Source organism: Corynebacterium lemuris (assembly GCF_024919295.1).
Classification (GTDB): domain Bacteria; phylum Actinomycetota; class Actinomycetes; order Mycobacteriales; family Mycobacteriaceae; genus Corynebacterium; species Corynebacterium lemuris.
The window spans coordinates 483,825-508,760 of record NZ_JANWTC010000001.1; the positions used below are offsets into that span (position 1 = coordinate 483,825).

Consider the following 24,936-nt stretch of genomic DNA (forward strand, 5'->3'; position numbering starts at 1 on the left):
TCCACCGGGCATTGTCACCCGGCCCCGCCCCACTGTCCACCCGGCGCGTGGCCGCCCCCTGACCTAACATGTCGGGCACACGCCCCGTGCGTCCGTGCCCTCTCATTGTTTCCGGTTGGGGTGACCGGCAGGCCGGACGCACACCAGGGGGCGGTCGATCAGGGGGACAGGTATGTCAGTACTCGGGGTCAGTGACATCGTCAGCAGAGTCGTGGAGCCGCTCACGCCTGCCGAACGGGAACCCGCACCACCGTTGCCGCAGGGGACTATCGCGGCGGAACCGGTGCCGGCGGCGCACCGGCCCGCCCCGGTGCCCGTCCTGCGGATCCTCATGCCGGTGGTGATGGTTGCGGCGATGGTGGCGATGGTCGCCCTCATGATGCTCGGCGGGGCCGGGACGAATCCCATGATGCTCATCCTCCCGCTCATGCTGGGCATGTCGATGCTCATGATGTTCTCCCCGCCGCAGGGCGAGGACGTCGATGAGACCCGCCGGACCTACCTGCGCCATCTCGGCGCGCTGCGGGAGAAGGCCCTGGGCAACGCCGCCCGGCAGCGGGCGCACGAGTTCCACCGCCACCCGGAACCCGATGAGCTGTGGAGCCGGGCGGACAGCCGCCGCCTGTGGGAACGCGGCCCCGATGACGCCGACACACTTGAGATACGCATCGGGCTCGGCGACACCGCCCTGTGCACGCCGGTGCAGGTGCCCGACGCCGGGGCGGCGGAGGACCTCGACCCGGTGTGCGCGGTGAGCCTGCGGCGCACCGTCCAGGCGGTGGGCAGGTGCCCGCGGATGCCGGTGGCGGTGCAGCTGCAGGCCTTCCGCTTCCTCGGCATCGCCGGGCCCGGGGCAGGCGACCTGGCCCGGGCGATGGTGGCACAGCTGGTGGTGGCACACGGCCCGGAGACCGTCGCCGTGGAGGTGGTCGGGCAGGGCTGGGACTGGCTGAAATGGCTGCCGCACACCCGCCATCCGGAGCAGGCCCGCCACCGCATCCTCGTGGTCGACCACACCACCACGACCGGGACAGAGCCCTACCTCGACGATCCCACCTGGACCACCATCATCGACGTCGGCTCCCGGGCGACCACCGCGCTGGGGATGCGCGCCGAGCAGGAGGGTCTGGCGTTGAGCGCCGACGGGGAGCTGTCGGCCCACACCGCCGCCGGCGTGGAGACCCTCGGCGTCGCCGACGGGCTGGACACCGCCGAGGCGGTCATCCTGGCCCGGGCACTGACCCGGTACCGCCGCCCCGACACCGCGGCCACCGGCGCCGGCGGCCGGGACCTGACCTCCCTCATCGGCCTGGCCGACATCGAGCAGCTCACCCCGGAGACCATGTGGCCCGGCCGGGAGCTGAGCCGCCAGCGCCTCGTCGTACCCATCGGCACCACCCCGCAGGGCGCACCCGTGCGCCTGGACCTCAAGGAGTCCGCCCACGGCGGCATGGGCCCGCACGGCCTGTGCATCGGGGCGACCGGCTCGGGCAAATCGGAACTGCTGCGCACCCTGGTGGTCTCCCTCGCAGCGACCCACAGCCCCGATGAGCTCAACCTCGTCCTCGTGGACTTCAAGGGTGGGGCAACCTTCCTCGGCTGCGAGCGCCTGCCGCACACCTCGGCGGTGATCACCAACCTCTCGGATGAGGCGGTTCTCGTGGAGCGGATGTTCGACGCGATCTCCGGTGAGCTCAACCGCCGCCAGGAGGTCCTGCGGGAGGCGGGCAACTTCGCCAACGTCACCGACTACACCACCGCCCGACTGTCCGGCCGCGGGGACCTCCCGCCGCTGCCCGCCCTGGTCCTCGTGGTGGACGAGTTCTCCGAGCTGCTCGCCGCCCACCCCGACTTCGCGGAACTGTTCGTCGCGGTCGGCCGACTCGGCCGTTCCCTGCACGTCCACCTGCTCCTGGCCAGCCAGCGCCTCGAGGAGGGCCGCCTGCGCGGCCTCGATTCGCACCTGTCCTACCGCATCGGCCTGAAGACCTTCTCCGCGGCCGAATCCCGCCAGGTCCTCGGCGTCACCGACGCCCACCACCTCCCCGCCCAGCCGGGCGCAGGCTTCCTCAAACACGACGCCGAGGACATCACCCGGTTCCAGGCGGCGTACGTCTCCGGCCCACTGGAACGCCGTGACGTCACCGCCCTTCCGGGCGCGCCGGGCAGGGTCGCCCTGTTCACCGGGTGGGAGCAGTTCGAACAGACTGAGGCGCCGCTGGTCGTCGACGAGTCGACGACGCTTCTCGACACCGTCGTCGACCGCGCCTGCGCCACCGCCCGGGCCCGCGGGCAGTCGGCCCACCGGGTGTGGCTGCCGCCGCTGCCCCCGGTGGTGGAGCTGGCCGGGGTGGCCGAGGAGGTGGGGGAGCTGGCGGCCACGGTCGGCATCATCGACGTGCCCTACCACCAGCGCCAGGATCCGCTGATCCTGGATCTGTCCACCGGCGGCGGCCATGCGGCGGTGTGCGGTGGCCCGCAGACCGGCAAGTCCACGGCGTTGCGCACCATCGTCGCCTCGCTCGCGGCGACCCACACGACAGCGCAGATCCGCTTCTACGTCATCGACCTCGGCGGGGGCCAGCTGGCCACCCTCGACCGGCTGCCGCATGTGGCGGGGGTGGCCGGGCGCGGGCAGCCGGAACGCATCCGGCGCATCCTCGATGAGGTCACCGCCCTGGTGGAGGAACCGGAGGAACGCCACACCTTCCTCGTTGTCGACGGGTGGCATGCGGTGGCGGCGGACCACGAGGACCTGCTGGAGCCGCTGACCTCCCTGGCGGCGGACGGGCCGTCGAGCCGCGTGCACCTGCTGGTGTCCACCCCACGGTGGACGGTGCTGCGCCCGGCGATCCGGGACCTGATCACCCACCGTCTGGAACTGCGCCTGGGTGAGGCGATGGATTCTCTCGTCGACCGGAAGGCCCAGCAGAAGCTGCCCGCCCTGCCCGGCCGGGGCCTGGATGAACACGGCCGGCAGATGCTCATCGCGCTCAGCTCCAACCAGGACCTGGCGCACATCGCCGCCACCGCGGCTGCGGCGGGGCAGGAGCCGGTGCCGGCGCTGCGGGTGCTGCCCGCCGCTGTCCGGCTGGCCGAGCTCCAACCCGCCGCCGGCATCATGCTGGCGGTGGGCGGACCGCGTCTGGACACCATCGCCTGGGAGCCCGCCACCAGTCCGCACCTGGTGTGTGTCGGTGGGCAGGGGGCGGGAAAATCGACGCTGCTGACCACGGTCATGACCGGGATCAGTGCGCTGGGCCGGGCTGCGGCACGCCTGGTCGTCATCGACCACCGGCGCGCCCATCTGGGGGCGGTGGACGAGGGGATGCTCGCCGCCTACTCCGCCACCACCACGGCCACCGCCACGGTGCTGACGGACACCGTGGCCACCCTGAGTGCCCGTCTGCCCGGCCCGGACATCACCCCGGCGCAGCTGGCGGCCCGCGACTGGTGGGAGGGACCGGAGATCTTCCTGGTCATCGACGACCTCGACCTGGTCGCCGACCATGAGCTGATGCGGTTGACCGAACTGCTGCCGCACTCCCGGGACATCGGCCTGCACCTGGTCCTGGCGCGTAAATCGGGCGGCATCGGCAGGGCATTGTTCGGCCCCTTCCTCTCCGCGGTGCGCGACCAGACCCCGGCGGTCCTGCTTCTCGACGCCGACCGCGAGGAGGGCGCCGTATTCGGCATCCGCCCCGCACCCCAGCCACCCGGCCGCGGCACCTGGCAGGTGCGTGGGGAGACGGTGGGCATCTGCCAGGTGGCGACAGCAGGGGACAAGCCGGGGGAGGAGTCATGAGCGCCCCGGCCGTTCCGGATGTCCTGACCATCACGGTCCTGGAGAGCGCGACGATCTTCGAGGGCCCCGACACCATCTACCGCTACGACCTGCCGGGTACCGGCATCATCGACGGTTGGGCACTGGCTGCCGTGATCGACCAGGCCAGGGAACTGTACAGCCTCGACTGGCCGGACGTGGAGATCATCGTCGACGCCGACGAGCCCACCACGGAGCTCCTCACCCGCACCCTGCTGAACAAGGGGGTGGCGGCCTACCCCAGCGAGGTGCTCCATGAGACACCCCTGCCGGAGCCGGAGTCCCGGGAGGTGACCGTCACCCGTCCCACCCGGCGGGCGGGTCAGCACCGGCTGCGCGGCGGGATCTCCCCCTTCCATCTGGTCACCGCCGCCGTCGTCCTGGTGATCGTGGGTCTGAGCCTGTGGGTCGTGGGTGGCCCCTCCGGGGCGGAGGGGCAGCCGGCTCTGCCGCCGGTGCCGAGCAGTTCCGCCCCAGGCACGGACCCGGGGAAGGACAGGGCGGGGGAGGTGACGTCGGCAAGCCGGGAACCGGAACCCCCGAAGGCGGTGCTCGAACATGAGCACCTGCGGGTCGTCGTCCCGGCCGGTTTCCGGCTGGAGGACCGTGGTGACGGGCTGCTGGCCACCGGGGAGGACCCGGGCCTGCGCATCCACCTGGCCGCTGACCCGGTGTACTCCGTGCCCGCTGAGACGGTGGCGGCGCAGATCCACACCATGGTCGAGGAGGACCACACCCTCCACCCCCTGGAACCTGAACGCGCGGCCCGCGGGCTGGAGGTCATCCGCTACCGCGAACTGCCCGGCGACGATTCGGAGGTCACCTGGAGCACCTGGGTTGAGGACGACCATCAGTTCTCCGTCGGTTGCCACACCCGGCAGACCCCGACCATCCCGCAGGAGGCGGCCTGCCGCATGGCGGTGGATTCCATCGAACTGACCGGACGCGTCTGAGCTGCACAGACACGGACGCGGAAAGAATTTCCGCGGCCCCGGGAACCGCAGGCGTGTTTTCACAGTCCAACAATGATGAGAGGGCCCACCGGGCGGCCTTTTCGGGAGAGCGAACGGGGAGGGACCCCGGCACCTGATTCAATCACCACACCAATTCGGGAGGGATGGCCACCATGAGCCAAATGTTCAGGACCGAAGCCGATGTGATGCTGGCGACCGCCGGCCACGTCGACACAACCAACAATGAGGTGCAGGGCGAACTGACCCGCCTGCAGGGCGTCGTCGACGGCGTCCGCGGCAGCTGGGCCGGCAACGCCCAGGTCTCCTTCGACGGGCTCATGCAGCGGTGGAACACCTCCGCCCGCGAACTGCGGGAGGCGCTGACCAGCATCTCGGAGAATATCCGGCACAACGCACGCGGATTCGATTCCATGGAGGCCCAGAACACGCAGGCCTTCTCCAACGTCGGCGGCCAGGGCCTCGCGCTCTAGGGCGCACCCGCCACACCACGAAAGGGTCCAGAAGAATAATGAACGCGATCAAGTACCAGTTCGGCGCCATCGAGGCCGCCGCCGCAGACATCAACGCCAGCTCAGGCCGGATCAACGCACTGCTGGATGACCTCAAGTCCCAGCTCCAGCCGATGGTGGCGACCTGGGAGGGTGATTCCGCGCTGGCCTACCAGGAGGCCCAGGCGAAATGGGACCGCTCAGCCGCGGAACTCAACACCATCCTCGCGACCATCTCCCGCACCGTTTCGCAGGGCAATGAGCGCATGAGTGACGTCAACCGGCAGGCCGCCGCCAGCTGGGGCTGAGCCGGCCACGCGCTGACTGATCAGTCCCGGTCCGGTCCACCCGTCAACCACGGGGCAGACGCGGAACCTGCCACCACCGGACCGGGATCCGCCACGTGGTGGCCCGGGCAGGCCACCACCTGACTCCACCGACCGCCTCCGACCGGCCACTTCTCCAGCAGAAGGTGCCGCGGAGGCGGTTTGGGTTTTCCGGGGGCAGTCCCCTACACTAAAGCGGTTGTGTGCGCTGTGCGCGGGTCCCCACCGGCCGCCGCGTTCCGGATACGTGCACCTCAGATCTTTTCAGGCCGGCAGCCCCCGGACAGACTTTCAAGGAGTCATTTAGTGTCTACTTACCACCCGAAGAGCGGTGACATCACCCGTAAGTGGTACGTCATCGACGCCACCGACGTGGTGCTGGGCCGGCTCGCCACCCACGCAGCAGGCCTGCTGCGCGGCAAGGGCAAGCCCCAGTACGCACCCAACGTTGACTGCGGTGACCACGTCATCGTCATCAACGCCGACAAGGTTCACGTCTCCTCCAACAAGCGTGACCGCGAGATGCGCTACCGCCACACCGGTTACCCGGGTGGCCTGCGCTCCATGACCCTGGGCAAGGCTCTGGACACCCGTCCGGAGCGCGTGATCGAGGAAGCTGTGACCGGCATGCTGCCGCACAACAAGCTCTCCCGTGCTTCCGTGAAGAAGCTCCACGTTTATGCCGGCTCTGAGCACCCGTACGCCGGCCAGCAGCCCGAGACCTACGAGATCAAGCAGGTGGCACAGTGACCGAGCAGAACCAGAACGAGGACCTGAACGTGGCTGAGGCCGGCGACATCGAGGCCGCCGCAGCCGCCACCGAGGAGTTCGCCTACACCATCGGCGACGCTGTCGCTCCGGAGGCCACCGAGGAAGAGGCCGAGTTCGCGGCTCCGATCGAGCTCGACGGCCCGATCCAGACCGTCGGCCGCCGTAAGCGTGCCATCGCCCGCGTCCACCTGGTCGCCGGCTCCGGCAACATCACCTGCAACGGCCGTGCACTCGAGGATTACTTCCCGAACAAGCTGCACCAGCAGGACATCCTGACCCCGCTCGAGCTGCTCGAGCGCGTCGGCCAGTTCGACATCAAGGCCAACATCGCCGGTGGCGGCCCGACCGGCCAGTCCGGCGCCCTGCGCCTGGCCATCGCCCGTGCACTGAACCTGTACAACCCGGCTGACCGCGCCGCCCTGAAGAAGGCCGGCCTGCTCACCCGTGACGCCCGCGCAGTCGAGCGTAAGAAGGCCGGTCTGCACGGCGCACGTCGCGCCCCGCAGTACTCCAAGCGTTAAGCTGCGCCTTCGCTTCCTGTCGACGCCGTCCCACCTCTCCCGGTGGGGCGGCGTTCGCTGTTCCCGGGCTCGGTGAAGCCAGCGCGGCGCGGCCTGTGGTGCATAATGATCCCCATGACTCGACTCTTCGGTACCGATGGTGTTCGCGGGCTCGCGAACAAGGATCTCACTGTCTCCCTGGCTCTCGAGCTGGGGGCGGCCGCCGCGCATGTGCTCACCCGCGACCGCCGGTCGAGTGACCGCCGTCCCACGGCGATCGTCGGGCGTGATCCCCGTGTCTCCGGTGAGATGCTCGCCGCGGCCCTGTCCGCGGGCATGGCCTCCCGCGGTGTCGATGTCCTGCGCGTCGGTGTCATCCCCACCCCCGGTGTCGCCTTCCTCACCGATGACTACGGTGCGGACATGGGCGTGATGATCTCCGCCTCGCACAACCCGATGCCGGACAACGGCATCAAGTTCTTCTCCGCCGGCGGCCGTAAACTGCCGGATTCGGTGGAGGATGAGATCGAGGCGGCCATGGCGGATCTGTCGCCCAACGGTCCGACCGGTACCAGCGTCGGAAGGGTCATCGAGGAGGCCCCCGACGCCCAGGACCGCTACCTCAAACATCTCGCGGAGAGCACCCCGGCGGACCTGTCCGGCCTCAAGGTCGTCGTCGACGCCGCCAACGGCGCGGCCTCTGCGGTGGCCCCGAAGGCTTACGAGGCAGCCGGTGCAGAGGTCATCGCGATCCACAACAGCCCCGACGCCTACAACATCAACGACAACTGCGGCTCCACCCACATGGAGCAGCTGCAGAGGGCTGTCATCGAGCACGGCGCGGACCTCGGCCTGGCCCACGACGGTGACGCCGACCGCTGCCTCGCCGTGGACGCCGAGGGCAACATCATCGACGGCGACCAGATCATGGCGGTCCTGGCGGTGGGGATGAAGGAGAAGTCCGAGCTGCGCAAGAACACGCTCGTGGCCACGGTGATGAGCAACCTGGGTCTGCGTCTGGCGATGGAGGAGCAGGGGATCACCATGCTCGAGACGAAGGTCGGCGACCGCTACGTCCTCGAGGAGCTCACCGCCGGAGGTTACAGCCTCGGCGGGGAGCAGTCCGGCCATATCGTCCTGCCGGGTCTGTGCCCGACCGGTGACGGCACCCAGTCCGGCCTGCGCCTCATGGCCCGTATGGCCGAGACCGGCTGCTCCCTGAAGGAGCTGGCCGGTGTGATGAAGGTCCTGCCCCAGGTGCTCATCAACGTCCCGGTGTCCAATAAGTCCGCCATCCTCCAGGCTGCCGCCGTGCAGGACGCCACCGCCGAGGCGGAGTCCGAGCTGGGCGGCACAGGCCGTGTCCTGCTGCGTCCTTCCGGCACGGAGCAGCTGTTCCGCGTCATGGTGGAGGCCGCCGAGAGCGAGCAGGCCCGCCGCGTCGCGGGGCGTATCGCGGCGGTCGTCGCGGCGGTTTAGCCACACCCGGGAACCTTTCTCCCCTTTGCGCAGTCCAATGATGGTGAGACATCAGCCACGGACTTTCGCAAAGGGGATTTTTCATGTCCGGTTTCTTCCTCGACCACGCGGGGGCGCTCGATGCGCTGCAGCGCCTGCTCACTGACGGTGAGGAACAGCACACCCGTCACTTGAGCACCCGCCCGGCACTGCCCGCCACCGCGGCAGGCCGGGACTTCGCCGACCGCGGTGCCGCGATCGCCGCGATGCTGCAGCGTGTCCACGACACCGGCACCGAGCGTATCGACGCCGTCCGCACCACCGCCCGGGCCGCAGCCGCGCAGGTGCGGGTGCTCCGCGATGTCGACACGCAGCTCGCCGCCGAGCTGCGCGGTGGGCTCTGATGGCCGCCCCTGCCGCTGCCCTGGGCTACCGGGGAATCGTGCAGATGCTCAACTCCGCCTCCCGCGGCAGCTACCGCGGACCGAGCATCTCCGTGGACATGCTCAGCCGGGTGCTGGGTTCCACCGAAGGACTCGACACCGCCCAGCTGGTCGAGCACACCCGGGCCGCCGTCGGCTCCTCGGATACGGGGACGCTGAAGGGCGGGATCGTCGAGTCCCTGTTCACCTTCCTCGCCCAGGCCGCCTTCGGTGAGATTCTCGGCCGCGTGGTCGACAACGTCGGCGACTGGTTCAGCAACCGGGACGACAGCGAGGACATCGTCCGCGACGCGGAGGCCGTGGACAAGACCCTGTGCGACATCGAGGAGGTCAACGAGGCGGGCATCGAGGAGATCCTCCTCGCGCTGCGGGCGGTGATCGGACAGCTGTGCGCCTTCCTCAACCAGGTGGACCCCGCCCAACATCCGAGGGAGTTCGCCGAATGTGTCGCAGCGGGGGCCGATCTGATTGATTCGGCGGGTGGCACCATCATGGACTGCTGCCGGGACCGCGACAGCGCCGTCACAGCCTGCCTCGACGAATTCCTCGACCGTGGCACGGCAGTCTGTGAGAAACCCGCCACCGGCGCCTGCGCCACTGTCGTCTGTGAGGAGAACCCGCCGACCGCACCCACGAAGCACGTGCCCGGGAAGGGCACCACCGTCACGGAGACACCGACCGTCCCGCAGTCGGTCGGGGAACCGGGGCCCGAGAAACCGGTCCCCGAGACTCCGGTCCCTGAGAAACCGGTCCCCGGGAAGCCGGCACCCGTCGAAGAACCCGACTGTGATCCCCCGGCCCCACCCGGGAAACCCGTCTCGACACCGGACTGTGAACCGACCGTGCCGCAGTCCGTGGAACCGGTGGAGGACTGCCCTGAGCCGGTGGAGACCCCGGAACCGGAGTGCGTGGACCCGCCCGCACCGGGGGAGTCGGGCAGCAGTGACTGCTGCGGTGTCCTCGGCCTGGTCGGGGTGGGGGCGGCGATCCTGGGTGTCGGCCTGCTGATCACCGCGCTTGAGGACTGCATTCCGGAGCTTCCACCGGCACCGGAACCTGTTCCGGAACCGGCACCTGAGCCCGTGCCCGAGCCCGTCGCGGAACCACCGGCACCGCCCAAGCAGGATCTGACAGATGTGCCGGAACCACCGCCACCACCGAAGCAGACGGCCGCGGCTCCGGCAGTCGCTCCGGCGGCTGTCCCGGTGTCGGTGACCCCTGAGCCGCAACCTGCCCCTGCCCCTGCGCCGGGTGGAGCACGGAAGGCGGGTGTGTGGTGATGGAGTTTGAGGAGTTCTCAAGGCAGTTCCGTCAGCGGACCACGCAGCGGATGATCGAGTTCGAGAAGGCCCTGGCCCAGGCGCAGCAGCGAGTGGAGAAGGCCGTCACCCCGCAGCCGGCCGCACCCCCGCCGCTGCAGCCCCGGCCGCGGACGAGCCCGGCGCGGGGCCGGGTCCAGGGGTTGCTCCGCAGGGGTTAGAGCCGGGTGCTGGTGCTCAGCTTGACCCCGGCCTTGTCCGCCAGCTCGGTACCGGCGTAGGAGGTGACGTTTTTCGCGTGGGCGAGTGCCTCGGAGAAACCGGAGTATTTGTGCTCGTCGTCCAGCTGGTGCAGCAGGAAGCCGGTGAGCAGGCCGCGGGCGGTCTCCTGGGCGGAGAACTGCGGGATGCCCTGGCCGAAAGCGATCTGGAGGAAGGTGTCCTCGGTGAAGCCGGCCTGGTTGCCGCCCTTGATCTCCCGGTAGGCGACGTCACCGCCCCAGTGGAAGGCCACCTTGGCGGGGTCGCCCGTGCCGATGAGATCGGGGCGCCCCGGGGCGATGATCAGTCCGGGGGCCTTCACGGTGCGGGCCGCCTCCACCGAGGAGGGGGCGGTATCGGCGGGGTAGAGGGCGGCCACCGCCTTGATGCGGGGGTTGTTTGCGGCGGTGAGGATCGCCGCCCCGCCGCCCATGCCGTGGCCGGCGACGCCGAGCTTGCCGGGGGAGACGGTTACCTTCCCGTGGCCGAGCTTGACTCCGGAGGCGATCTGCAGGGCGGATTCCAGGTCGGCGGCGAAACCGCGGTGGTCCGGCATGAAACCGGTCTCGGTGTCGGGGGCGGTGACGACGATTCCCCAGCTGGCCAGGTGGCGCAGCGTCGCGTGGTAGGTCTTCACCGACTTCAGCCAGTCGTGTCCGAAGGCGATGGCCGGCACGCTGTTGCCCTCGGCGGGGGCGTAGACCTTACCCGGGATCCCGGCGTAGCTGAGATCGCCGACGAGGACGCGGTGGGGGCCGCGCTTGGACAGTTGAGCCAGGTGCTTCTTCAGATTCTCAGACACGGATTCCAGGATAGTGGAAGAGGCAGGGGCGGGGTTGCGAATGTCACACCCCCGGAAAACGGCGAGCGTACGGGGTGGTGACGGGGGCGGAGCGGGTGGCATGAAGCATCAGATACCTGTCGCAGGACCGGTCGATTCGTCTACGATTTCCCCCATGTGTGGAATCGTTGGATACGTCGGTGAACGACAGGGACTGGGCATCGCGCTGGAGGCGCTGCGCCGGATGGAGTACCGGGGGTACGACTCCTCGGGCATCGCGGTCCCCGACGGCACCGGGATCAACCTGGTCAAGCGCGCGGGCAAGCTCGCCAACCTGACGGAGAGGATCGCTGAGATCGGCGAGGACAGCCTGCGGGGAACTACGGCGATCGGGCACACCCGGTGGGCCACCCACGGCCGGCCCACCGACGGCAACGCCCACCCGCACCTCTCCTTCGACGGCCGCGCGGCCATCGTCCACAACGGCATCATCGAGAATTTCGCGCAACTGCGCGCCGAGCTGGAGGAGTCCGGTGTCACCCTCGTCTCCGAGACGGATTCCGAGGTGACCGCCCATCTGCTGGCGCGCGCCTACAACGAGGGGGAGACCGCGGGTGATTTCCGCGCCTCCGCGCTGGCCGTCCTCGCCCGTCTCGAAGGTGCCTTCACCCTCCTGTTCACCCATGCCGACCATCCGGGGCAGATCATCGCGGCCCGCCGCTCCACCCCGTTGATCGTCGGCGTGGGGGAGGGGGAGATGTTCCTCGGTTCGGACGTCGCGGCATTCATCGAGCACACCCGCAATGCCGTTGAACTTGAGCAGGACAATGTCGTGGTGATCACCGCCGGGGGTTACGAGGTCCTCAACTTCGACGGCTCGCGCGCGCAGGGCCGCCCCTTCACCATCGACTGGGACCTCGCCGCCGCCGAGAAGGGCGGCTACGACTCCTTCATGATGAAGGAGATCCACGAGCAGCCCGCCGCCGTCCGTGACACCCTCGGTGGCCACTTCCACGACGGCCGCGTGTTCCTCGACGAATCGGATATCTCCGAGACTGACCTGAAGAGCATCAACCAGGTCTTCGTCGTCGCCTGCGGTTCGGCCTACCATTCCGGCCTGCTGGCCAAGTACGCCATCGAGCACTGGGTGCGCATCCCCGTGCAGATCGAGGTCGCCTCCGAATTTCGCTACCGCGACCCGGTCCTCGACGAACGCACCCTCGTGTTGGCGATCTCCCAGTCCGGCGAAACCGCCGACACCCTGGAGGCCGTGCGCCACGCGAAGACACAGGGGGCGAAGGTGCTGGCGGTGTGCAACACCAACGGCTCGCAGATCCCGCGGGAATCCGACGCGGTGCTCTACACCCACGCCGGCCCCGAGATCGGTGTGGCCTCCACGAAGGCCTTCCTGGCGCAGGTCGCCGCCAACTACATCGTCGGTCTGGCCCTGGCGCAGGCCAAGGGCACCAAGTACCCGGATGAGATCCGGGAGATCTGGGACGCCCTCGAGGAGATCCCCGCCAGGATTGACCAGCTGCTCTCGGTCAGGGAACAGGTCCAGGCCATCGCCGCGGACCTCGGTGCGGTGCGCACCATGCTCTTCCTCGGCCGCGGCGTCGGCTTCCCCGTCGCCCTGGAGGGTGCGCTCAAGCTCAAGGAGCTGGCCTACATCCATGCCGAGGGTTTCCCGGCCGGTGAGCTCAAGCACGGGCCCATCGCCCTGATCGAGGATGATCTGCCCGTGGTGGTGGTCGTGCCCTCCCCGCGGGGTGTGAAGCTGCTGCACTCCAAGATCGTGTCCAACATCCAGGAGATCCGGGCGCGTGGCGCGAAGACCATCGTCATCTCCGAGGAGGGTGATGAGGCGGTCGTGCCCTACGCCAACTGGCTGATCCGGGTCCCGGCGACGCCTTCGATCATGCAGCCGCTGCTGGCCACCGTGCCGCTGCAGTTCCTCGCGGCCGATATCGCGCGCGAGTGCGGCAACGAGGACATCGACAAGCCTCGCAACCTGGCCAAGTCCGTGACGGTGGAGTAGCTGGGAACCTCCTCAGGCCGAGGTGACCGCCTCCCGGGCCAGCTTGTGCAGGCGCGGGATGGGCATGCGCATGTTCATCGCCGCCGCGGTGCCGGATTCCGGCCAGTGCAGGACCGCCGCGCGTTCCTCGAGGGAACCCTTGACCACCAGCGGTTCGGTGCCGTGGGGGATGGGGCCGGACATCTTGAGGTTGAGGCCCCACTGGTCGGTCCAGAAATAGGACTGGAAGTCCAGGGATGCGGCCTCATCGCCCTGCAGCAGGGCGGCGGCGGCGATCTTCGCCTGTTCGATGGCGGCGGTCCAGATCGGGGTGCGTCGCGGCCCCTCCCCGTGGTCGATGAAGGTGACGTCGCCGGCGGCGACGATGGAGCCGGTGATGCGGCAGCGGGGGTCGGCGATGAGGCGGCCGTCGACAAGCAGACCGGAGTCCTCGAGCCAGGCGGTGGCGGGCAGGTCACCGGCGGCGGTGACCACGATGTCCGAACCCACTTCGGTGCCGTCGGTGAGGGTGACCACCATGCCCCCGTCCTCCTCGTGCACCGCGGAGACCATCGAGTCGACGATGTTCAGGCCGTGTTCGAGTGCGGCCTGCGTGAGGATGCCTCCGAGCAGCGGGCCGAGATGCAGTTCCATCGGGGTGCCGGGGTGGACGAGGGTGACGTCGCAGCCCAGGCCCACGGCTCCGGAGGCGACCTCCATGCCCAGGGGCCCACCGCCGATGACGGTTACCGTGGGGCGGTTGACCAGGCTGGCCTTCAGGCGTGCGGCGTCGTCGAGCGAGCGGATGGTGTATTCGCGGGTGGAGGGGGTGAAACGGCGGGCCTCGGAGCCGGTGGCGATGACCAGTCCGTCAAAGCCCAGTTCGGTGCCGTCGTCCAGGGTGACCACCTGCCGCTCCGGGTCCAGCCCGGTGACCGAGCGGCCCCGGAATTCGGTGGCGCCGTGGGTGGCCGCCGGGAGCGTACCGACGTCGAGGTCCTCGCCGGGGGCGAGCGCGACCTTCGACAGGGCGGGCCGGGAGTAGGTGGCGTGGGGTTCGGCGCCCACGACGGTCATGGTGCCGGTGTAGCCGAGGCGGCGGAGGGTGTCACCGGCGGTGAGCCCTGCGATGCCGTTGCCGGCGATGACGATGTGTTCCATGCTCACACCAGCTTCAGGGCAGCGACGGGGCAGACGCGGACGGCGTCGCGGGCGGCCTCGAGGTCCTCCGGGCCGACCTCGGTCCGGTCGAGGATGAGTTCGCCGTCGTCGTCCAGGTGCATGAGGTGCGGGGCGGCCTCCTCGCACAGGCCGTGGCCTTCGCAGCGGGGGCGGTCGAGTTCGATGCGGGTGGTGGTGCTCATGATCGGATCCTTCCGGTGATGCAGGTCATGTTTTCCTGATCGACAGCGTGGCAGACCGGGGTAAATCTGTCTAATGAATAACCGACATGATCTATATTCAAAGTATGAATAATCCGGATCTGGTTCAGCTGTCCACCGGCACCTTCGGGGTGAAACTGGCCTCCGTCGACCTCAACCTGCTCGTCTCCCTGCACGCGGTCCTTGAGGAGCGTTCCGTCACCGGGGCCGCTGAGCGGGTCGGTCTCTCGCAGCCGGCCATGAGCCACGCCCTGCGGCGCATCCGCCGACTCTTCGGCGATGAGATCCTCATCCGCGACGGCTCCCGCAGCATCCTCACCCCGCGCGCCCAGGAACTGCTCGGTCCGTTGCGGGTGGTGCTGCACGGGGTGGCGGACCTGCTCGGCGGGCGCGCCTTCGATCCGGAGACGAGCCGGCGTACCGTGACCATCGCGATGTCCTCGAGCATGGCGTACATCCTGGGCAGCGCCCTGTCGACGATGCTCGAGGAGGAGGCGCCGTGGATGGAGCTGCGGATCATCACCGTCCAGGGGGCCAACGGTGGTGTCTTCACCGAGGAGGGCGTCGATGTCCTGCTGCTGGCGGAGGGTTACGAGAGCGACCATGCCCGGGAACGGCTCTTCGACGACGATTGGGTCGTCGTCGGCGGCGTGCCGGAACTGCATGAACGGGATGTGATCGGCATCCTGCAGGACTGGCCGCATGTCGCCCTCATCTCGGAGCAGACCACCCGGCCCTACGAGGTGTTGCGTCACCGCGGGGTGGAGGTCTCCATCCAGGCGCGGATCAATGACTACCTGCTGCTGCCTCAGTTCGTGGCGGGCGCCCGCAAGGTGGGGCTGCACCGGCGCGCCGTGGTGGAGCGGATGGCGCGGTTCTACCCGCTGTACGTGGCGGACTTCCCCTTCCCGATGCTGGGGCTCGGGGTGGACATGGTGTGGAACCCCTGGCTGGGCGACGATGCCTATCGTCGCTGGCTGCGTAAGCTGCTCCGCCGGGCCAGCATCATGCAGGGATTGAATGTGCCAGATTGACAATATTCATTGGACGGATGATCACTCTCCGGGTTCAATGTGAGCCAGATCAAGTTCCGGCCACCCCGGCCCCGACGAGAGGATCCCCATGTCCGCCCCTTCATCCACCACCTCCGGCATCACCGCCCCGCAGTCCGATATCGACCTGTTCTCCGACGAGGTGCTCTCCCTCAATGACGACACCGTTTTCGCGCAGCTGCGTGAACTGGGCCCGGTCACCTACCTGCCGGCCAACGACGCCTACGCCATCACCCACTACGAGGAGGTCCGCGCCGCGTTGAGCGACCCGGCGACCTTCTCCTCCAAGGCTGTGGCCTTCAACGCGCAGATGAACGAGATCCTCTCGGGCACCTCCCTGGCTGCCGACCCGCCGGAGCACGGCAAGCTGCGCGCCATCCTCACCGACAACCTCTCCCCGCGCGCCATGCGCCGCATGAAGGACGGCATCGACGCCTCGGCACAGCAGCTTGTCACGGAGCTGACCCAGCGGGAGTCCTTCGACGGCATGTCCGACATGGCCGTCGCCTTCCCGGTCTCCGTCGTCCTCGACCTCATCGGCGTGCAGGGAGACCTGCGCGAGAAGATCCTGCCCTGGGGTGAGGCCGCCTTCAACCTGCTCGGCCCCCTCAACGAACGCGCCCAGGCCTCCTTCCCGGTCGCCGGGGAGCTGTTCAAGTGGACCCACGAGGAGATGCAGGGAGCGGACCTGGCGGAGGGGTCCATCGGCCGGGCGATCTTCGAGGCCGCCGAACGCGGTGACATCTCGCATGAGTCCTTCGGTTACATCGTCCACCAGATCCTGGCGGCCGGCATGGACACCACCATCACCACCATCGGCAACGCCCTGGTGCTGCTCGGCCAGCATCCGGAGCAGTTCCAGAAGCTGCGCGAGGACGTCTCCCTCGTGCCCTCCGCCCTCGCCGAGGTCCTGCGCCTGCGCACCCCCGCCCCGGTCTTCGGCCGCCGCGCCACCACCGACGTCGTGGTCGGCGGCACCCTCATCCCGGCCGGTTCCCAGGTGGCCATGTGCTACGGCGCCGCCAACATGGACCCGCAGAAGTTCGAGAACCCCGAGGTCTTCGACATCACCCGCAACGCCGTCGACCACATCGGCTTCGGCTACGGCATCCACTCCTGCGCCGGCCAGGGCCTGGCCAAGCTGGAGATCAACGGCCTGCTCACCGCCTGGGCGCAGCAGGTCGAGGACTACCGCATCGGTGCGGTGGTGCCCCGCCTGAACAACTTCACCCGCCCCTACGAATCCATCGAGATCACCGACATCAGGCGCGCCTGAGGCCGTCCCTGACGGTGCCGTTCCGGAACTTCACGTTCCGGGTGGCACAATGTCAGCCATGGATCTTCTCTCCGCCCGTATCGATCTCGACGCCATCGCGCACAACACCCGCCTGCTCAAGGAGCTGGTGGGCCCGACGCAGCTGATGGCGGTGGTCAAGGCTGACGGCTACGGCCACGGTGCGGGCCGGGTAGCCAGGGTCATGGCCGAGAACGGCGCCGACTCCTTCGGCGTGGCCACCCTGCAGGAGGGGCTGGCGCTGCGGAAGGCGGGCGTCGAGAAGCCCATCCTCGCCTGGATCTGGTCCCCGGAGCAGGACCTGGTGGAGGCCCTGGCCGTGCGCATCCAGCTCGGCGTGCCCTCCGTGCGCCACGCCCGTGCGCTTGTCGACGCCGGCGTGCCCACCCGCGTCACCGTCAAGGTCGACACCGGACTCCACCGCTCCGGCGTCGACGAGGCTGACTGGGTGGAGGTCCTCACCCTGCTCCGAGATGCGGAGCACATCACCGTCACCGGCCTGTTCTCCCACCTGGCCTGCGCCGATGAGCCGGAGAACCCGTCCAATGACCGGCAGGCCGAGAACTTCCGGCGTGCCATCGACCTCGCCCGGGAGCTGGGCCTGGAGGTGCCGGTCAACCACCTGTGCAACTCGCCCGGCACGCTCACCCGCCCCGACCTGCACCATGAACTCGTCCGCGTGGGGCTGTCCCTCTACGGCCTGGAGCCGATCCCCGGCCTTGACCACGGCCTGAAGCCCGCGATGAGCTGGTCCGGGCGGATCACCGCCGTCAAGCCGATCCGGCCGGGCGAATCCACCAGCTACGGCCAGACCTGGACGGCCACCGAGGAGGGCTGGCTCGCTGTGGTCCCTGCCGGTTACGCCGACGGAATCCCGCGCTCGTGGCAGGGAAGGCTGCAGGTGGGTATCGGCGGCAAGCTCTACCCGCAGGTCGGCCGCGTGTGCATGGACCAGATCGTGGTGGACCTGGGCGCCAATGAATTCGGCGTTTCCCCGGATGATGAGGCCGTCATCTTCGGTGAAGGCGGCATGAGCGCCGATGCACTCGCCGCGGCCACCGACACCATCAACTACGAGATCATCTGCACCCCCACCGGGCGCACCACCCGCATCTACGAGGGCGGGGTCCAACTGTGAGGGCCTCCTTCCCCTCCTCGGGCAGCCGCGAACTGGCCACCGCAGAACAGACGCAGACCTTCGGTGAGGAGCTCGGCCGCGCCCTGGAGCCGGGGGACGTGGTCATCCTCGACGGTCCCCTGGGGGCCGGGAAGACCACCTTCACGCAGGGCATCGCCCGGGGTCTGCAGGTCAAGGGGCGGATCACCTCCCCGACGTTCGTCATCGCCCGGGAGCACCGCTCGGCAGTCGGGGGCCCCGCCCTCATCCACGTCGATGCCTACCGGCTGCTGGGGGAGGGCTCCTCCGGTGACCCCCTGGGTGAACTCGACGCCCTCGATCTGGACACCGAGTTGTCTGCGGCAGTAGTGGTCGCGGAGTGGGGTGGCGGACTGGTCGAGCAGATCGCCGAGGACTACCTGCTGGTCAAGGTGGACCGGGAGACCGCGGTGCTGCGCGATCCGGAGTCCGAGACCCGCATCTTCAGCTGGGAACTGGTCGAGGCCTGACCATCCGGGGGATGGGTGCGAGGGCGCCTGACTGCCCCACCTGAATGACGGAAGGCGCGGTACGGGATCCATCGTCCCGTACCGCGCCTTCCGTCTGCCGGGAAGTGTCCGGCGGTTAGTTGGTGCGGCGGCGCAGCAGGAGAGCGGCGCCGGCACCGACGGCGACCAGGCCCACTGCCAGGGCGGTGAGGGCACCGCCGATGCCGTTGTCGGCCAGCTGGGTCTGCTGGGCGGCCGGGGCCGGGGTGACCTCGGCAGGCTTCTCAGCGGCGGCCGGGGCCGGCGCCGGGGCGGCCGGAGCGTTCATGGCCTGCTGCTGGGCCAGGACCTTCACGTCCATCTGCTGGGAGGCATCGGTCCACTCCTCCGGGCCCTGGGAGTCGTCCTTCTCCTCGTCGCCGGCGCAGGGCACGGGCAGACGCTCGGTCCAGGTGCGGCTCTCGGTGATGTCGCGCTCGACGACCTTGAAGGTGGTGTTCTCCGAGACCTGGTTCTTGGAGTAGCCGAAGTGGTAGACGGTGGCGTCGTACTCACCGGCGGGGGTGTTCTCCGGGATGTCCGCGGTGATGGTGCCGTCCCCGGTCTCCGGGTCGAAGGTCCAGCCCTCCGGTCCCTCGATGTCGCCGACAGGCCAGTCGCCCTCACGGTCGACGGGCTCAGCGACGGTTTCGGTGCCCACGATCTCTTCCTGGACGACGATGTTCTCGATGAAGCACTCGCCGCCGATCTCGAGGATCTCGTCGGCGGTGGCCGCCGGAGCGAGGAAGGTGGCAGAAGCGATGGAGGCGCCGGCGAGCGCCGCTGCGATGCGCTTGTTCAACATGAGTTTCCTTTGTTGGGGGATAGGTGATTGTGGTTTGTTCGCCGGGGCCGGGCCCCTTCGGTAGCGGTCACAGGGAAGTGTCTGAGGTGGTGATGAAACAGCCTGTGCCTAGAACCGTATGTCAATCTCAACCTCAGGTTGAGACTCTTTAAAGGTGTCCTGCGGAAACCCTGCAAAACTCTCCACCATTTGCCCCATTCCGGGGGTAATTCCCTGGTGAAACCGTTTGCTCAATTGCGTTCCCGGGTCGAATTCCCTTCAGAATGTGACTCAGGGGATGTCTGTGATTCTTGTGGCCCCCGCGCCCCGTCCCGGTCACGGCCGCAGGACCGCGAAAGGGTCCGTGACTGTGAGGCTGTGTGCCGTGAAACGGAAGAGCTGGGCGGGCCGCCCGCCACCGGCACCGGAGACCGTGCGCTCCCCGGTCGCCACCAGCTGGCCGCGCCGACTGAGGATGCGCTGCAGATTCGTCGCCGAGACCTCATGGCGGAGAACCGCCGAGTAGGCTTCGCGCAGCTGGGCGATGGTGAAGGTCTCCGGGGCGAGGGCGAAGGCGATGTTGGTGTAGGAGAGCTTGGCGCGCAGCCGTTCGGCCCCCACCTGCACCAGCTCCCCGTGGTCGAAGGCCATCTCCGGCAGTTCCGCCACCGGCAGCCAGCCCAGTTCCCCGCCGGCCTCCGGGCCTTCCGTCCACGGCACCAGGGCGAGAAAGGCGGTGGCGATGGTCCGGTCCCACGGGTCCCGCCCGGGCGCGCCCCGGGTCTCCAGCTGCTCCACATGCGCCGGGGTACGCGTCCCGGTGCGCTCGCCAAGGTGGCGCAGCACCGATTCCCCCAGGGTCTCGTCAACCTCGACGGGGCCGCTGGGCAGCGCCCACCGGCCCTCGAAGGGCGGACGGTACCGCCTGTGGGCGAGCACCTCCAGGCGCTGAGGCGCCGCATCAGCGAGTCCCACCCGCAGCAGCACCGCGACGGCCTCATGGCGGTATTTGGCCACGCCCTGTAGATCACGCAGAGGGCCGGGTTTTCTGGGGTTGTGCACGGGCAGGATGCTAGCATGCTGCGTAGTTTCCGACTCCCGGTCGAAAACCCGAGGAGGAGCCATGACACCCACCCACACCACCGGCCAACTCGCCACGCCTGCACCCACCTGGCGGCGTGAAACTGGAGTCGTCATCATCGGCTCCGGGGCCGCCGGGCTGACCGCCGCAGTCCACCTCGCCGACGCCGACATACCCGCGGTGCTGCTCACCCGCGCGACCGACCCGGCGGAATCCGCCACGAACTGGGCCCAGGGCGGGCTGGCAGCCGTCTGGGACTCCACCGACTCCACCGACGCCCACATCGCCGACACCCTGACCGCCGGGGCAGGACTGTGCGATCCCGCGGCGGTGCGCACCCTCGTCGAGTCCGCGCCGGAGGTCATCCGCCGCCTGGTCGACCTCGGTGCCGATTTCGACCGGTCAGGGGAGAGCCAGGATGACTACGACCTCCACCTGGAGGGCGGGCACAGCGCCCGCCGCATCCTCCACTCGCGTGGCGACGGCTCCGGCCGGGAGGTGGAGCGCACGCTCCTGCACGCCCTACGCCGGCGTCTCGACCAGCCGGGCTGCAGCGTGCGGCTGCGCACCGGGCTGCGCGCCGTCGACATCCTCACCGACCGCCACGGCGCGGCCTGCGGGGTACGCGTGTGCGACGGGGCGGGCGCGATCGGCGACCTGTCGGCCATCACCGTCATCCTGGCCACCGGCGGCGCCGGTCAGGCGTGGACCCTGACCTCGAATCCGGCTGTGGCCACCGGTGACGGGCTGGCCATGGCCTGGCGTGCCGGGGCTGCGGTGCGGGACATCGAGTTCACCCAGTTCCACCCCACGATCCTCCACCGCCGCGCCGGGCAGCCCCGTGCCGGCGGACGTGACGTGCTCATCTCCGAGGCGGTCCGCGGCGAGGGCGCCGTGCTGCTCGACCATGGTGGTCACCGCGTCATGGTGGGTGTGCATCCGCTGGCCGATCTCGCCCCGCGGGACGTGGTCTCTGCGGCGATGCACGCGCACATGGCGGGGACAGGGGAGGAGTGCCTGCTTCTCGACGCCCGCCACTTCGGCCCCGCAGCCTGGGTGGAGAAATTTCCCGGCATCCTGCGGATGCTGCGTGAGCGCGGCGTCGATCCGGTGACCGAACCCGTCCCGGTGCGTCCCGGTGCGCACTACCTGTGCGGTGGGGTGGCCGCCGACATGATGGGGCGCACCACCGTCCCCGGCCTGTTCGCGATCGGGGAGGTGGCCACGACCGGGGCGCAGGGCGCGAACCGGCTGGCCTCGAATTCGGTGCCTGAGGCGCTGGTCATGGGCGACCGGTTGGGTCGATGGCTGCGCGGTCTGCCGCGGGAGACCCCCGGACAACCGGTGGTGCGCCCCTCGGTGCCCCTGACAGAACCGGGCGGCCGGGCCCGGATCAATGAGCTCATGGACACCCACGTCGGGGTCCTACGGGAGGCCGCGCGCCTGGACACCGCCATCGCGGAACTGGAGGCGCTGCCCGGCACCGGGGTGCTGGACGACGCGGCCCTCGACACCACCGCCATCCACACCACCGCGCTGCTGGTCGCGCACGCCGCCCGGGAACGGACGGAGTCCCGAGGCGCCCACCGCCGCGCCGACCACCCGGAGACCGCCCCGGCCTGGGAGGTGCATCTGTGCCTGCAGGCCGGTCCCACCGGCATGCGGATCAGCCGTGAACCGGTGGGCCGGGACAGCACCGTCGCGGCGCTGATCTGAACTGCGCTAAAGCAGGAACTGCGCGGCCTGCCGGTAGAAAGGCTCCGATTCCCGGCCGACGTTGAGGGCCGCGAAGGTGGTGGGTTCGATGCCGCATTCGGTGTCGTGGAAGATATACAGGATGGGATCAGCCCCCAGCGTGCCCAGCGCGCGGCGGACGGGGTCAGCCCCGAGGGCCCCGGAGAATGCGGACAGGGAGGCCCGGTGCCATTCTTCGTCAGTCCCGGCCCATGCCTCGTGCAGCTCCCGGGTCAGGGCGCAGACCTCCGCGAGGCGCGGGGTGTGCAGCGGTTGGCAGAAATCATCCGGTGTCCACCGCTGGCAGGGGGTCATGCCGATGGTGTCGGTGTCATCCAGCACCCCGAACCACGGCGACAGGTTGCCGGGGTCGGGCACCAGGGTGGCGCCGTAGATCTTCTCGCCGCGCAGGTGCTCGGAGTTCCGGTGGATCGTCTCGACGAGCGCAGACGTGAGCAGCGTGCGGAAGGACTCGATGGTGTGGGGCACGGTCAACGGGGGCTCTCCTGCAGGCATGGGGTGGTGGAAGTCACCTTAAGCGCCCCGCGCCGCCCGCGCCACCAGGGGAGCCGGGCTCAGCGGTGCTCGCCGACATCCTGCCGGGAAGACCGTCGGTCATTGCCACATGTGCCCCGGGCACAGCCTTGTGGCCTGCGCTTGCTGACGTCCCCGGCCCCGGGTTCAATGGAGGTTGTGCTTGATTTCCTCGCCGCCAACCCGCTGATCGCCCTCGTTGCGATCCTCGCCGTGGGTCTCGCGCTGGGTAAGATCCGTATCCTCGGCATCTCGCTGGGCGCAGCGGCGGTGCTCTTCGTGGCCCTCGGCCTGTCCACGGCGAACCCCGACATCCAGATCCCCACGCTCATCTACCAGCTGGGCCTGGCGATGTTCGTCTACGCGATCGGGCTGACGGCCGGCGAGCAGTTCTTCGCGGAGTTCCGGGCCCGCGGCTGGCGCCTCACGCTGTTCATGATCCTGCTGCTCACCGGCCTGGTCGGGGTCGGCTACGCCATCATCCGCGCCTTCGGTCTGGGCGAGCTGACCGGTGCCGGCATGTTCGCCGGCGCGCTGAGCTCCACCCCGGGCATGGCCGCAGTCGTCGACATGGTCAAGGACGGATCGCTGGTGGACCCGGGGCGCGCCGGGGAGCCGGTCATCGGTTATTCGCTGGCCTACCCCGGTGCGGTGGTCGGCTCCATCCTGGTCGCCGCAGTCGGTGCGAAGCTGCTGAAGGTCGACCACCGGGCGGATGCGGAGAAGGAGGGGTTGATCATCGCCCCGCTGGAGTGGGACGGGGTGCGCATCGGACCGGGCATCGAGGGGACGGTGGCGCAGCTGCCGCGGCTGGCCGGCGCGGAGATCATCCCCACCCGCATCGTCCACGGCGAGCTCGACCATTCCCTGGCCGCGCCCGGGGACCGCCTGCATGAGGGGATGGTGCTGCTCATCAACGGCACGCGGGAGGCCCTCGCCACTGCCCAGCGCAACCTCGGCGGTCAGGTGACGGTGAAGATCGAGGACACGGACCTCGTCTACAGCCGGATGACGGTGTCGAATCCGAAGGTGGTCGGCCGTACCCTCGCGGAGCTGGACACCGTCTCCTCGGGTTTCCGGATAGCGCGCATCCGCCGCGGGGATGCGGAGGAGGTGCCGCATCCGGAGGACGTGCTCAACTACTCCGACCGGGTGCGGGTCGTCGCCGCCCCCAACCGTATGGCGGAGATCCGGGCGTTCCTGGGGGATTCGGAGAAGTCCCTGGCGGCGCCTGATCTCCTGCCCTTCGCACTCGGTCTGCTCGGCGGTCTGCTGCTGGGGGCCATCCCCATCCCGCTGCCGGGTGATTCGGTGCTCTCCCTCGGTTTCGGCGGTGGCCCCATCGTCGTCGGACTCATCCTCGGGGCGCTGCACCGCACGGGTCCGCTGACGTGGACGATGCCGTACCACGCCGTCCACACCCTCAACACCCTCGGTCTCTCCCTCTTCCTGGCCGGGGTGGGCACCACCGCGGGCGCCGGTTTCCGGGAGGCGCTGACCGACCCCTCCTCGCTGACGGTCATCGGGGCGGGACTGCTGCTCACCCTGGTCTCCGCGGTGGTGTGCGCGGTCGCCGGCATGCTGGTGCTGCGCCTGACCTGGGATGAATCGATGGGTGTCGCGGCCGGGGCGACGACCAACCCGGCGGTGATCTCCTACCTCAACGGCCAGACGGGCACGGAGTTGGCGGCGCGGGGTTATGCCACGGTGTACCCGACGGCGATGATCGGCAAGATCATCGCCAGCCAGATCCTCGTCCTCCTGCTGCTCTAGCCCCAGCAGGTTCCCAGGAAACGGGAGTAGTCTGGACGGGCTTGTCTCATCCATCCCTGAAGGAGCCCCCGTGCGTCTGTCCAACACCGGCCGATACCTCATCGCCATTGTCCTCGTCGCCTGGATCGGCGTGCTGGCGCTGCTCATCGGGATGCGCACTACCACGGGTGCGGAGACCCGTTTCGACACTGCGGGGGCCCTCGAGCAGGCGGTCGGCACCGTGGATGCCCAGGGTCTGAACATCGTGGGCCTGTCCCCGCAGGACCTCTACGGCGATGAGTGGGTCGCGGCCGCCGTCGTCTGCCCCTACGCCACCACGCAGGGCATCACCGAGAACTTCGAGGCCGACGCCACCGAACTGGAACTGGGTTCCGGCGGGGTCCCGGAGGACACCAACTACCTGCTGCTGCGTTCCGCGGACGGCGGCCAGGCCTTCGACCGCATCGCGCGCGCCGACATCGACCTGTGCAGCGTCCCGCTGGGCGGTTACTTCGATTCGCGTGTCATGCTGCCGCTGGGCAAGACCACCGAGGGCGGCTGGGTTCTGCTGAACTAGC

24 protein-coding genes are annotated in these 24,936 nt (G+C 69.3%); 18 read left to right on the plus strand and 6 right to left on the minus strand.

The genetic code is table 11. The annotated features are described in order from the left end of the window. The first annotated feature begins 172 nt into the window (after positions 1 to 172). The 10 genes from eccCa to NYP18_RS02480 all read left to right on the plus strand — a co-directional run bounded on the left by eccCa (position 173) and on the right by NYP18_RS02480 (position 10,263). Positions 173 to 3,805 (plus strand): type VII secretion protein EccCa, encoded by a 3,633-nt coding sequence (gene eccCa, locus NYP18_RS02435; protein ID WP_259426505.1) that lies wholly within the window; start codon positions 173 to 175, stop codon positions 3,803 to 3,805. Continuing rightward, positions 3,802 to 4,776, plus strand: coding sequence for a type VII secretion-associated protein (locus tag NYP18_RS02440; protein ID WP_259426506.1), 975 nt, complete (start codon positions 3,802 to 3,804; stop codon positions 4,774 to 4,776). Before eccCa ends, NYP18_RS02440 begins: the two co-directional genes overlap by 4 nt. A gap of 173 nt (positions 4,777 to 4,949) precedes the next feature. Next, the gene (locus tag NYP18_RS02445) at positions 4,950 to 5,267 is read left to right on the plus strand and encodes a WXG100 family type VII secretion target (RefSeq protein ID WP_126120134.1); all 318 of its coding nucleotides are present in this window, start codon (positions 4,950 to 4,952) and stop codon (positions 5,265 to 5,267) included. 38 nt (positions 5,268 to 5,305) lie between these two features. Next, positions 5,306 to 5,593 carry a WXG100 family type VII secretion target gene (locus NYP18_RS02450; protein WP_126120133.1) on the plus strand — a complete coding sequence of 96 codons (288 nt, stop codon included), beginning with the start codon at positions 5,306 to 5,308 and terminating at the stop codon, positions 5,591 to 5,593. A 324-nt stretch (positions 5,594 to 5,917) separates the two neighbouring features. Continuing rightward, positions 5,918 to 6,361, plus strand: a complete 444-nt coding sequence (gene rplM / locus NYP18_RS02455) for a 50S ribosomal protein L13 (RefSeq protein ID WP_126120132.1) — start codon at positions 5,918 to 5,920, stop codon at positions 6,359 to 6,361. Further along, positions 6,358 to 6,903, plus strand: coding sequence for a 30S ribosomal protein S9 (gene rpsI / locus NYP18_RS02460; protein ID WP_126120131.1), 546 nt, complete (start codon positions 6,358 to 6,360; stop codon positions 6,901 to 6,903). The genes rplM and rpsI overlap by 4 nt, the downstream gene beginning before the upstream one ends. A 114-nt stretch (positions 6,904 to 7,017) precedes the next feature. After that, positions 7,018 to 8,361, plus strand: a complete 1,344-nt coding sequence (gene glmM / locus NYP18_RS02465) for a phosphoglucosamine mutase (protein ID WP_259426507.1) — start codon at positions 7,018 to 7,020, stop codon at positions 8,359 to 8,361. Between the two features lie 83 nt (positions 8,362 to 8,444). Further along, entirely contained in the window at positions 8,445 to 8,744 is a 300-nt protein-coding gene (locus NYP18_RS02470; protein ID WP_259426508.1) for a hypothetical protein, read from the plus strand. Then, on the plus strand, positions 8,744 to 10,063 hold the full coding sequence (locus NYP18_RS02475; RefSeq protein WP_259426509.1) for a hypothetical protein: 1,320 nt from the start codon (positions 8,744 to 8,746) through the stop codon (positions 10,061 to 10,063). The genes NYP18_RS02470 and NYP18_RS02475 overlap by 1 nt, the downstream gene beginning before the upstream one ends. Continuing rightward, positions 10,057 to 10,263: a hypothetical protein gene (locus NYP18_RS02480; RefSeq protein WP_439648039.1), complete on the plus strand. Its 207-nt coding sequence runs from the start codon at positions 10,057 to 10,059 to the stop codon at positions 10,261 to 10,263. The genes NYP18_RS02475 and NYP18_RS02480 overlap by 7 nt, the downstream gene beginning before the upstream one ends. Here the strand turns inward: NYP18_RS02480 and NYP18_RS02485 are convergent. Beyond that, on the minus strand, positions 10,260 to 11,105 hold the full coding sequence (locus tag NYP18_RS02485) for a poly(ethylene terephthalate) hydrolase family protein (protein WP_259426510.1): 846 nt from the start codon (positions 11,103 to 11,105) through the stop codon (positions 10,260 to 10,262). The two genes, NYP18_RS02480 and NYP18_RS02485, sit on opposite strands and share 4 nt — an antisense overlap. 154 nt (positions 11,106 to 11,259) lie before the next feature. On the opposite strand from NYP18_RS02485, the gene glmS reads away from it, so the two are divergent. Beyond that, on the plus strand, positions 11,260 to 13,122 hold the full coding sequence (glmS, locus tag NYP18_RS02490; protein ID WP_259426511.1) for a glutamine--fructose-6-phosphate transaminase (isomerizing): 1,863 nt from the start codon (positions 11,260 to 11,262) through the stop codon (positions 13,120 to 13,122). Between the two features lie 12 nt (positions 13,123 to 13,134). On the opposite strand, the gene NYP18_RS02495 is transcribed toward glmS, so the two are convergent. Next, positions 13,135 to 14,262 (minus strand): FAD-dependent oxidoreductase, encoded by a 1,128-nt coding sequence (locus tag NYP18_RS02495; protein WP_259426512.1) that lies wholly within the window; start codon positions 14,260 to 14,262, stop codon positions 13,135 to 13,137. 2 nt (positions 14,263 to 14,264) lie between these two features. Further along, positions 14,265 to 14,465, minus strand: coding sequence for a ferredoxin (locus tag NYP18_RS02500; protein WP_259426513.1), 201 nt, complete (start codon positions 14,463 to 14,465; stop codon positions 14,265 to 14,267). 104 nt (positions 14,466 to 14,569) lie between these two features. On the opposite strand from NYP18_RS02500, the gene NYP18_RS02505 reads away from it, so the two are divergent. The 4 genes from NYP18_RS02505 (at position 14,570) to tsaE (ending at position 18,455) form a co-directional block, all read left to right on the plus strand. Beyond that, positions 14,570 to 15,517 (plus strand): LysR family transcriptional regulator, encoded by a 948-nt coding sequence (locus tag NYP18_RS02505; RefSeq protein ID WP_259426514.1) that lies wholly within the window; start codon positions 14,570 to 14,572, stop codon positions 15,515 to 15,517. An 88-nt stretch (positions 15,518 to 15,605) separates the two neighbouring features. Further along, complete coding sequence (locus NYP18_RS02510; protein WP_259426515.1) at positions 15,606 to 16,811, plus strand: cytochrome P450; 1,206 nt, start codon at positions 15,606 to 15,608, stop codon at positions 16,809 to 16,811. A 58-nt stretch (positions 16,812 to 16,869) separates the two neighbouring features. Beyond that, positions 16,870 to 17,967 carry an alanine racemase gene (gene alr / locus NYP18_RS02515; RefSeq protein WP_259426516.1) on the plus strand — a complete coding sequence of 366 codons (1,098 nt, stop codon included), beginning with the start codon at positions 16,870 to 16,872 and terminating at the stop codon, positions 17,965 to 17,967. Next, complete coding sequence (gene tsaE, locus NYP18_RS02520; RefSeq protein WP_259426517.1) at positions 17,964 to 18,455, plus strand: tRNA (adenosine(37)-N6)-threonylcarbamoyltransferase complex ATPase subunit type 1 TsaE; 492 nt, start codon at positions 17,964 to 17,966, stop codon at positions 18,453 to 18,455. The genes alr and tsaE overlap by 4 nt, the downstream gene beginning before the upstream one ends. Positions 18,456 to 18,570: 115 nt before the next feature. Here tsaE and NYP18_RS02525 read toward each other — a convergent pair whose 3' ends face one another. Next, a complete protein-coding gene (locus NYP18_RS02525) occupies positions 18,571 to 19,278 on the minus strand; it encodes a hypothetical protein (protein ID WP_259426518.1) in 708 nt (235 codons plus the stop codon). A gap of 315 nt (positions 19,279 to 19,593) precedes the next feature. Continuing rightward, a complete protein-coding gene (locus NYP18_RS02530; protein WP_259426519.1) occupies positions 19,594 to 20,319 on the minus strand; it encodes an NUDIX hydrolase in 726 nt (241 codons plus the stop codon). Positions 20,320 to 20,380: 61 nt separating this feature from the next. On the opposite strand from NYP18_RS02530, the gene nadB reads away from it, so the two are divergent. Beyond that, positions 20,381 to 22,054, plus strand: a complete 1,674-nt coding sequence (gene nadB / locus NYP18_RS02535; protein ID WP_259426520.1) for an L-aspartate oxidase — start codon at positions 20,381 to 20,383, stop codon at positions 22,052 to 22,054. 6 nt (positions 22,055 to 22,060) lie between these two features. Here nadB and NYP18_RS02540 read toward each other — a convergent pair whose 3' ends face one another. Continuing rightward, complete coding sequence (locus NYP18_RS02540) at positions 22,061 to 22,567, minus strand: hypothetical protein (protein WP_259426521.1); 507 nt, start codon at positions 22,565 to 22,567, stop codon at positions 22,061 to 22,063. A 198-nt stretch (positions 22,568 to 22,765) separates the two neighbouring features. On the opposite strand from NYP18_RS02540, the gene NYP18_RS02545 reads away from it, so the two are divergent. Further along, positions 22,766 to 24,379: an aspartate:alanine exchanger family transporter gene (locus NYP18_RS02545; RefSeq protein WP_259426522.1), complete on the plus strand. Its 1,614-nt coding sequence runs from the start codon at positions 22,766 to 22,768 to the stop codon at positions 24,377 to 24,379. 70 nt (positions 24,380 to 24,449) lie between these two features. Then, positions 24,450 to 24,935 (plus strand): hypothetical protein, encoded by a 486-nt coding sequence (locus NYP18_RS02550; protein WP_259426523.1) that lies wholly within the window; start codon positions 24,450 to 24,452, stop codon positions 24,933 to 24,935. Position 24,936 lies beyond the last annotated feature (1 nt).

What these genes read in the sequence shown, in the direction of transcription:
- NYP18_RS02475 (WP_259426509.1), top strand. Translation starts at nt 8,744, where the DNA reads ATGGCCGCCCCTGCCGCTGCCCTGGGCTACCGGGGAATCGTGCAGATG.
- glmS (WP_259426511.1), top strand. Translation starts at nt 11,260, where the DNA reads ATGTGTGGAATCGTTGGATACGTCGGTGAACGACAGGGACTGGGCATC.
- NYP18_RS02525 (WP_259426518.1), bottom strand. Translation starts at nt 19,278, where the DNA reads ATGTTGAACAAGCGCATCGCAGCGGCGCTCGCCGGCGCCTCCATCGCT.
- NYP18_RS02440 (WP_259426506.1), top strand. Translation starts at nt 3,802, where the DNA reads ATGAGCGCCCCGGCCGTTCCGGATGTCCTGACCATCACGGTCCTGGAG.
- NYP18_RS02505 (WP_259426514.1), top strand. Translation starts at nt 14,570, where the DNA reads ATGAATAATCCGGATCTGGTTCAGCTGTCCACCGGCACCTTCGGGGTG.
- alr (WP_259426516.1), top strand. Translation starts at nt 16,870, where the DNA reads ATGGATCTTCTCTCCGCCCGTATCGATCTCGACGCCATCGCGCACAAC.
- NYP18_RS02470 (WP_259426508.1), top strand. Translation starts at nt 8,445, where the DNA reads ATGTCCGGTTTCTTCCTCGACCACGCGGGGGCGCTCGATGCGCTGCAG.
- NYP18_RS02500 (WP_259426513.1), bottom strand. Translation starts at nt 14,465, where the DNA reads ATGAGCACCACCACCCGCATCGAACTCGACCGCCCCCGCTGCGAAGGC.
- NYP18_RS02495 (WP_259426512.1), bottom strand. Translation starts at nt 14,262, where the DNA reads ATGGAACACATCGTCATCGCCGGCAACGGCATCGCAGGGCTCACCGCC.
- NYP18_RS02450 (WP_126120133.1), top strand. Translation starts at nt 5,306, where the DNA reads ATGAACGCGATCAAGTACCAGTTCGGCGCCATCGAGGCCGCCGCCGCA.
- NYP18_RS02445 (WP_126120134.1), top strand. Translation starts at nt 4,950, where the DNA reads ATGAGCCAAATGTTCAGGACCGAAGCCGATGTGATGCTGGCGACCGCC.
- nadB (WP_259426520.1), top strand. Translation starts at nt 20,381, where the DNA reads ATGACACCCACCCACACCACCGGCCAACTCGCCACGCCTGCACCCACC.
- glmM (WP_259426507.1), top strand. Translation starts at nt 7,018, where the DNA reads ATGACTCGACTCTTCGGTACCGATGGTGTTCGCGGGCTCGCGAACAAG.
- NYP18_RS02510 (WP_259426515.1), top strand. Translation starts at nt 15,606, where the DNA reads ATGTCCGCCCCTTCATCCACCACCTCCGGCATCACCGCCCCGCAGTCC.
- eccCa (WP_259426505.1), top strand. Translation starts at nt 173, where the DNA reads ATGTCAGTACTCGGGGTCAGTGACATCGTCAGCAGAGTCGTGGAGCCG.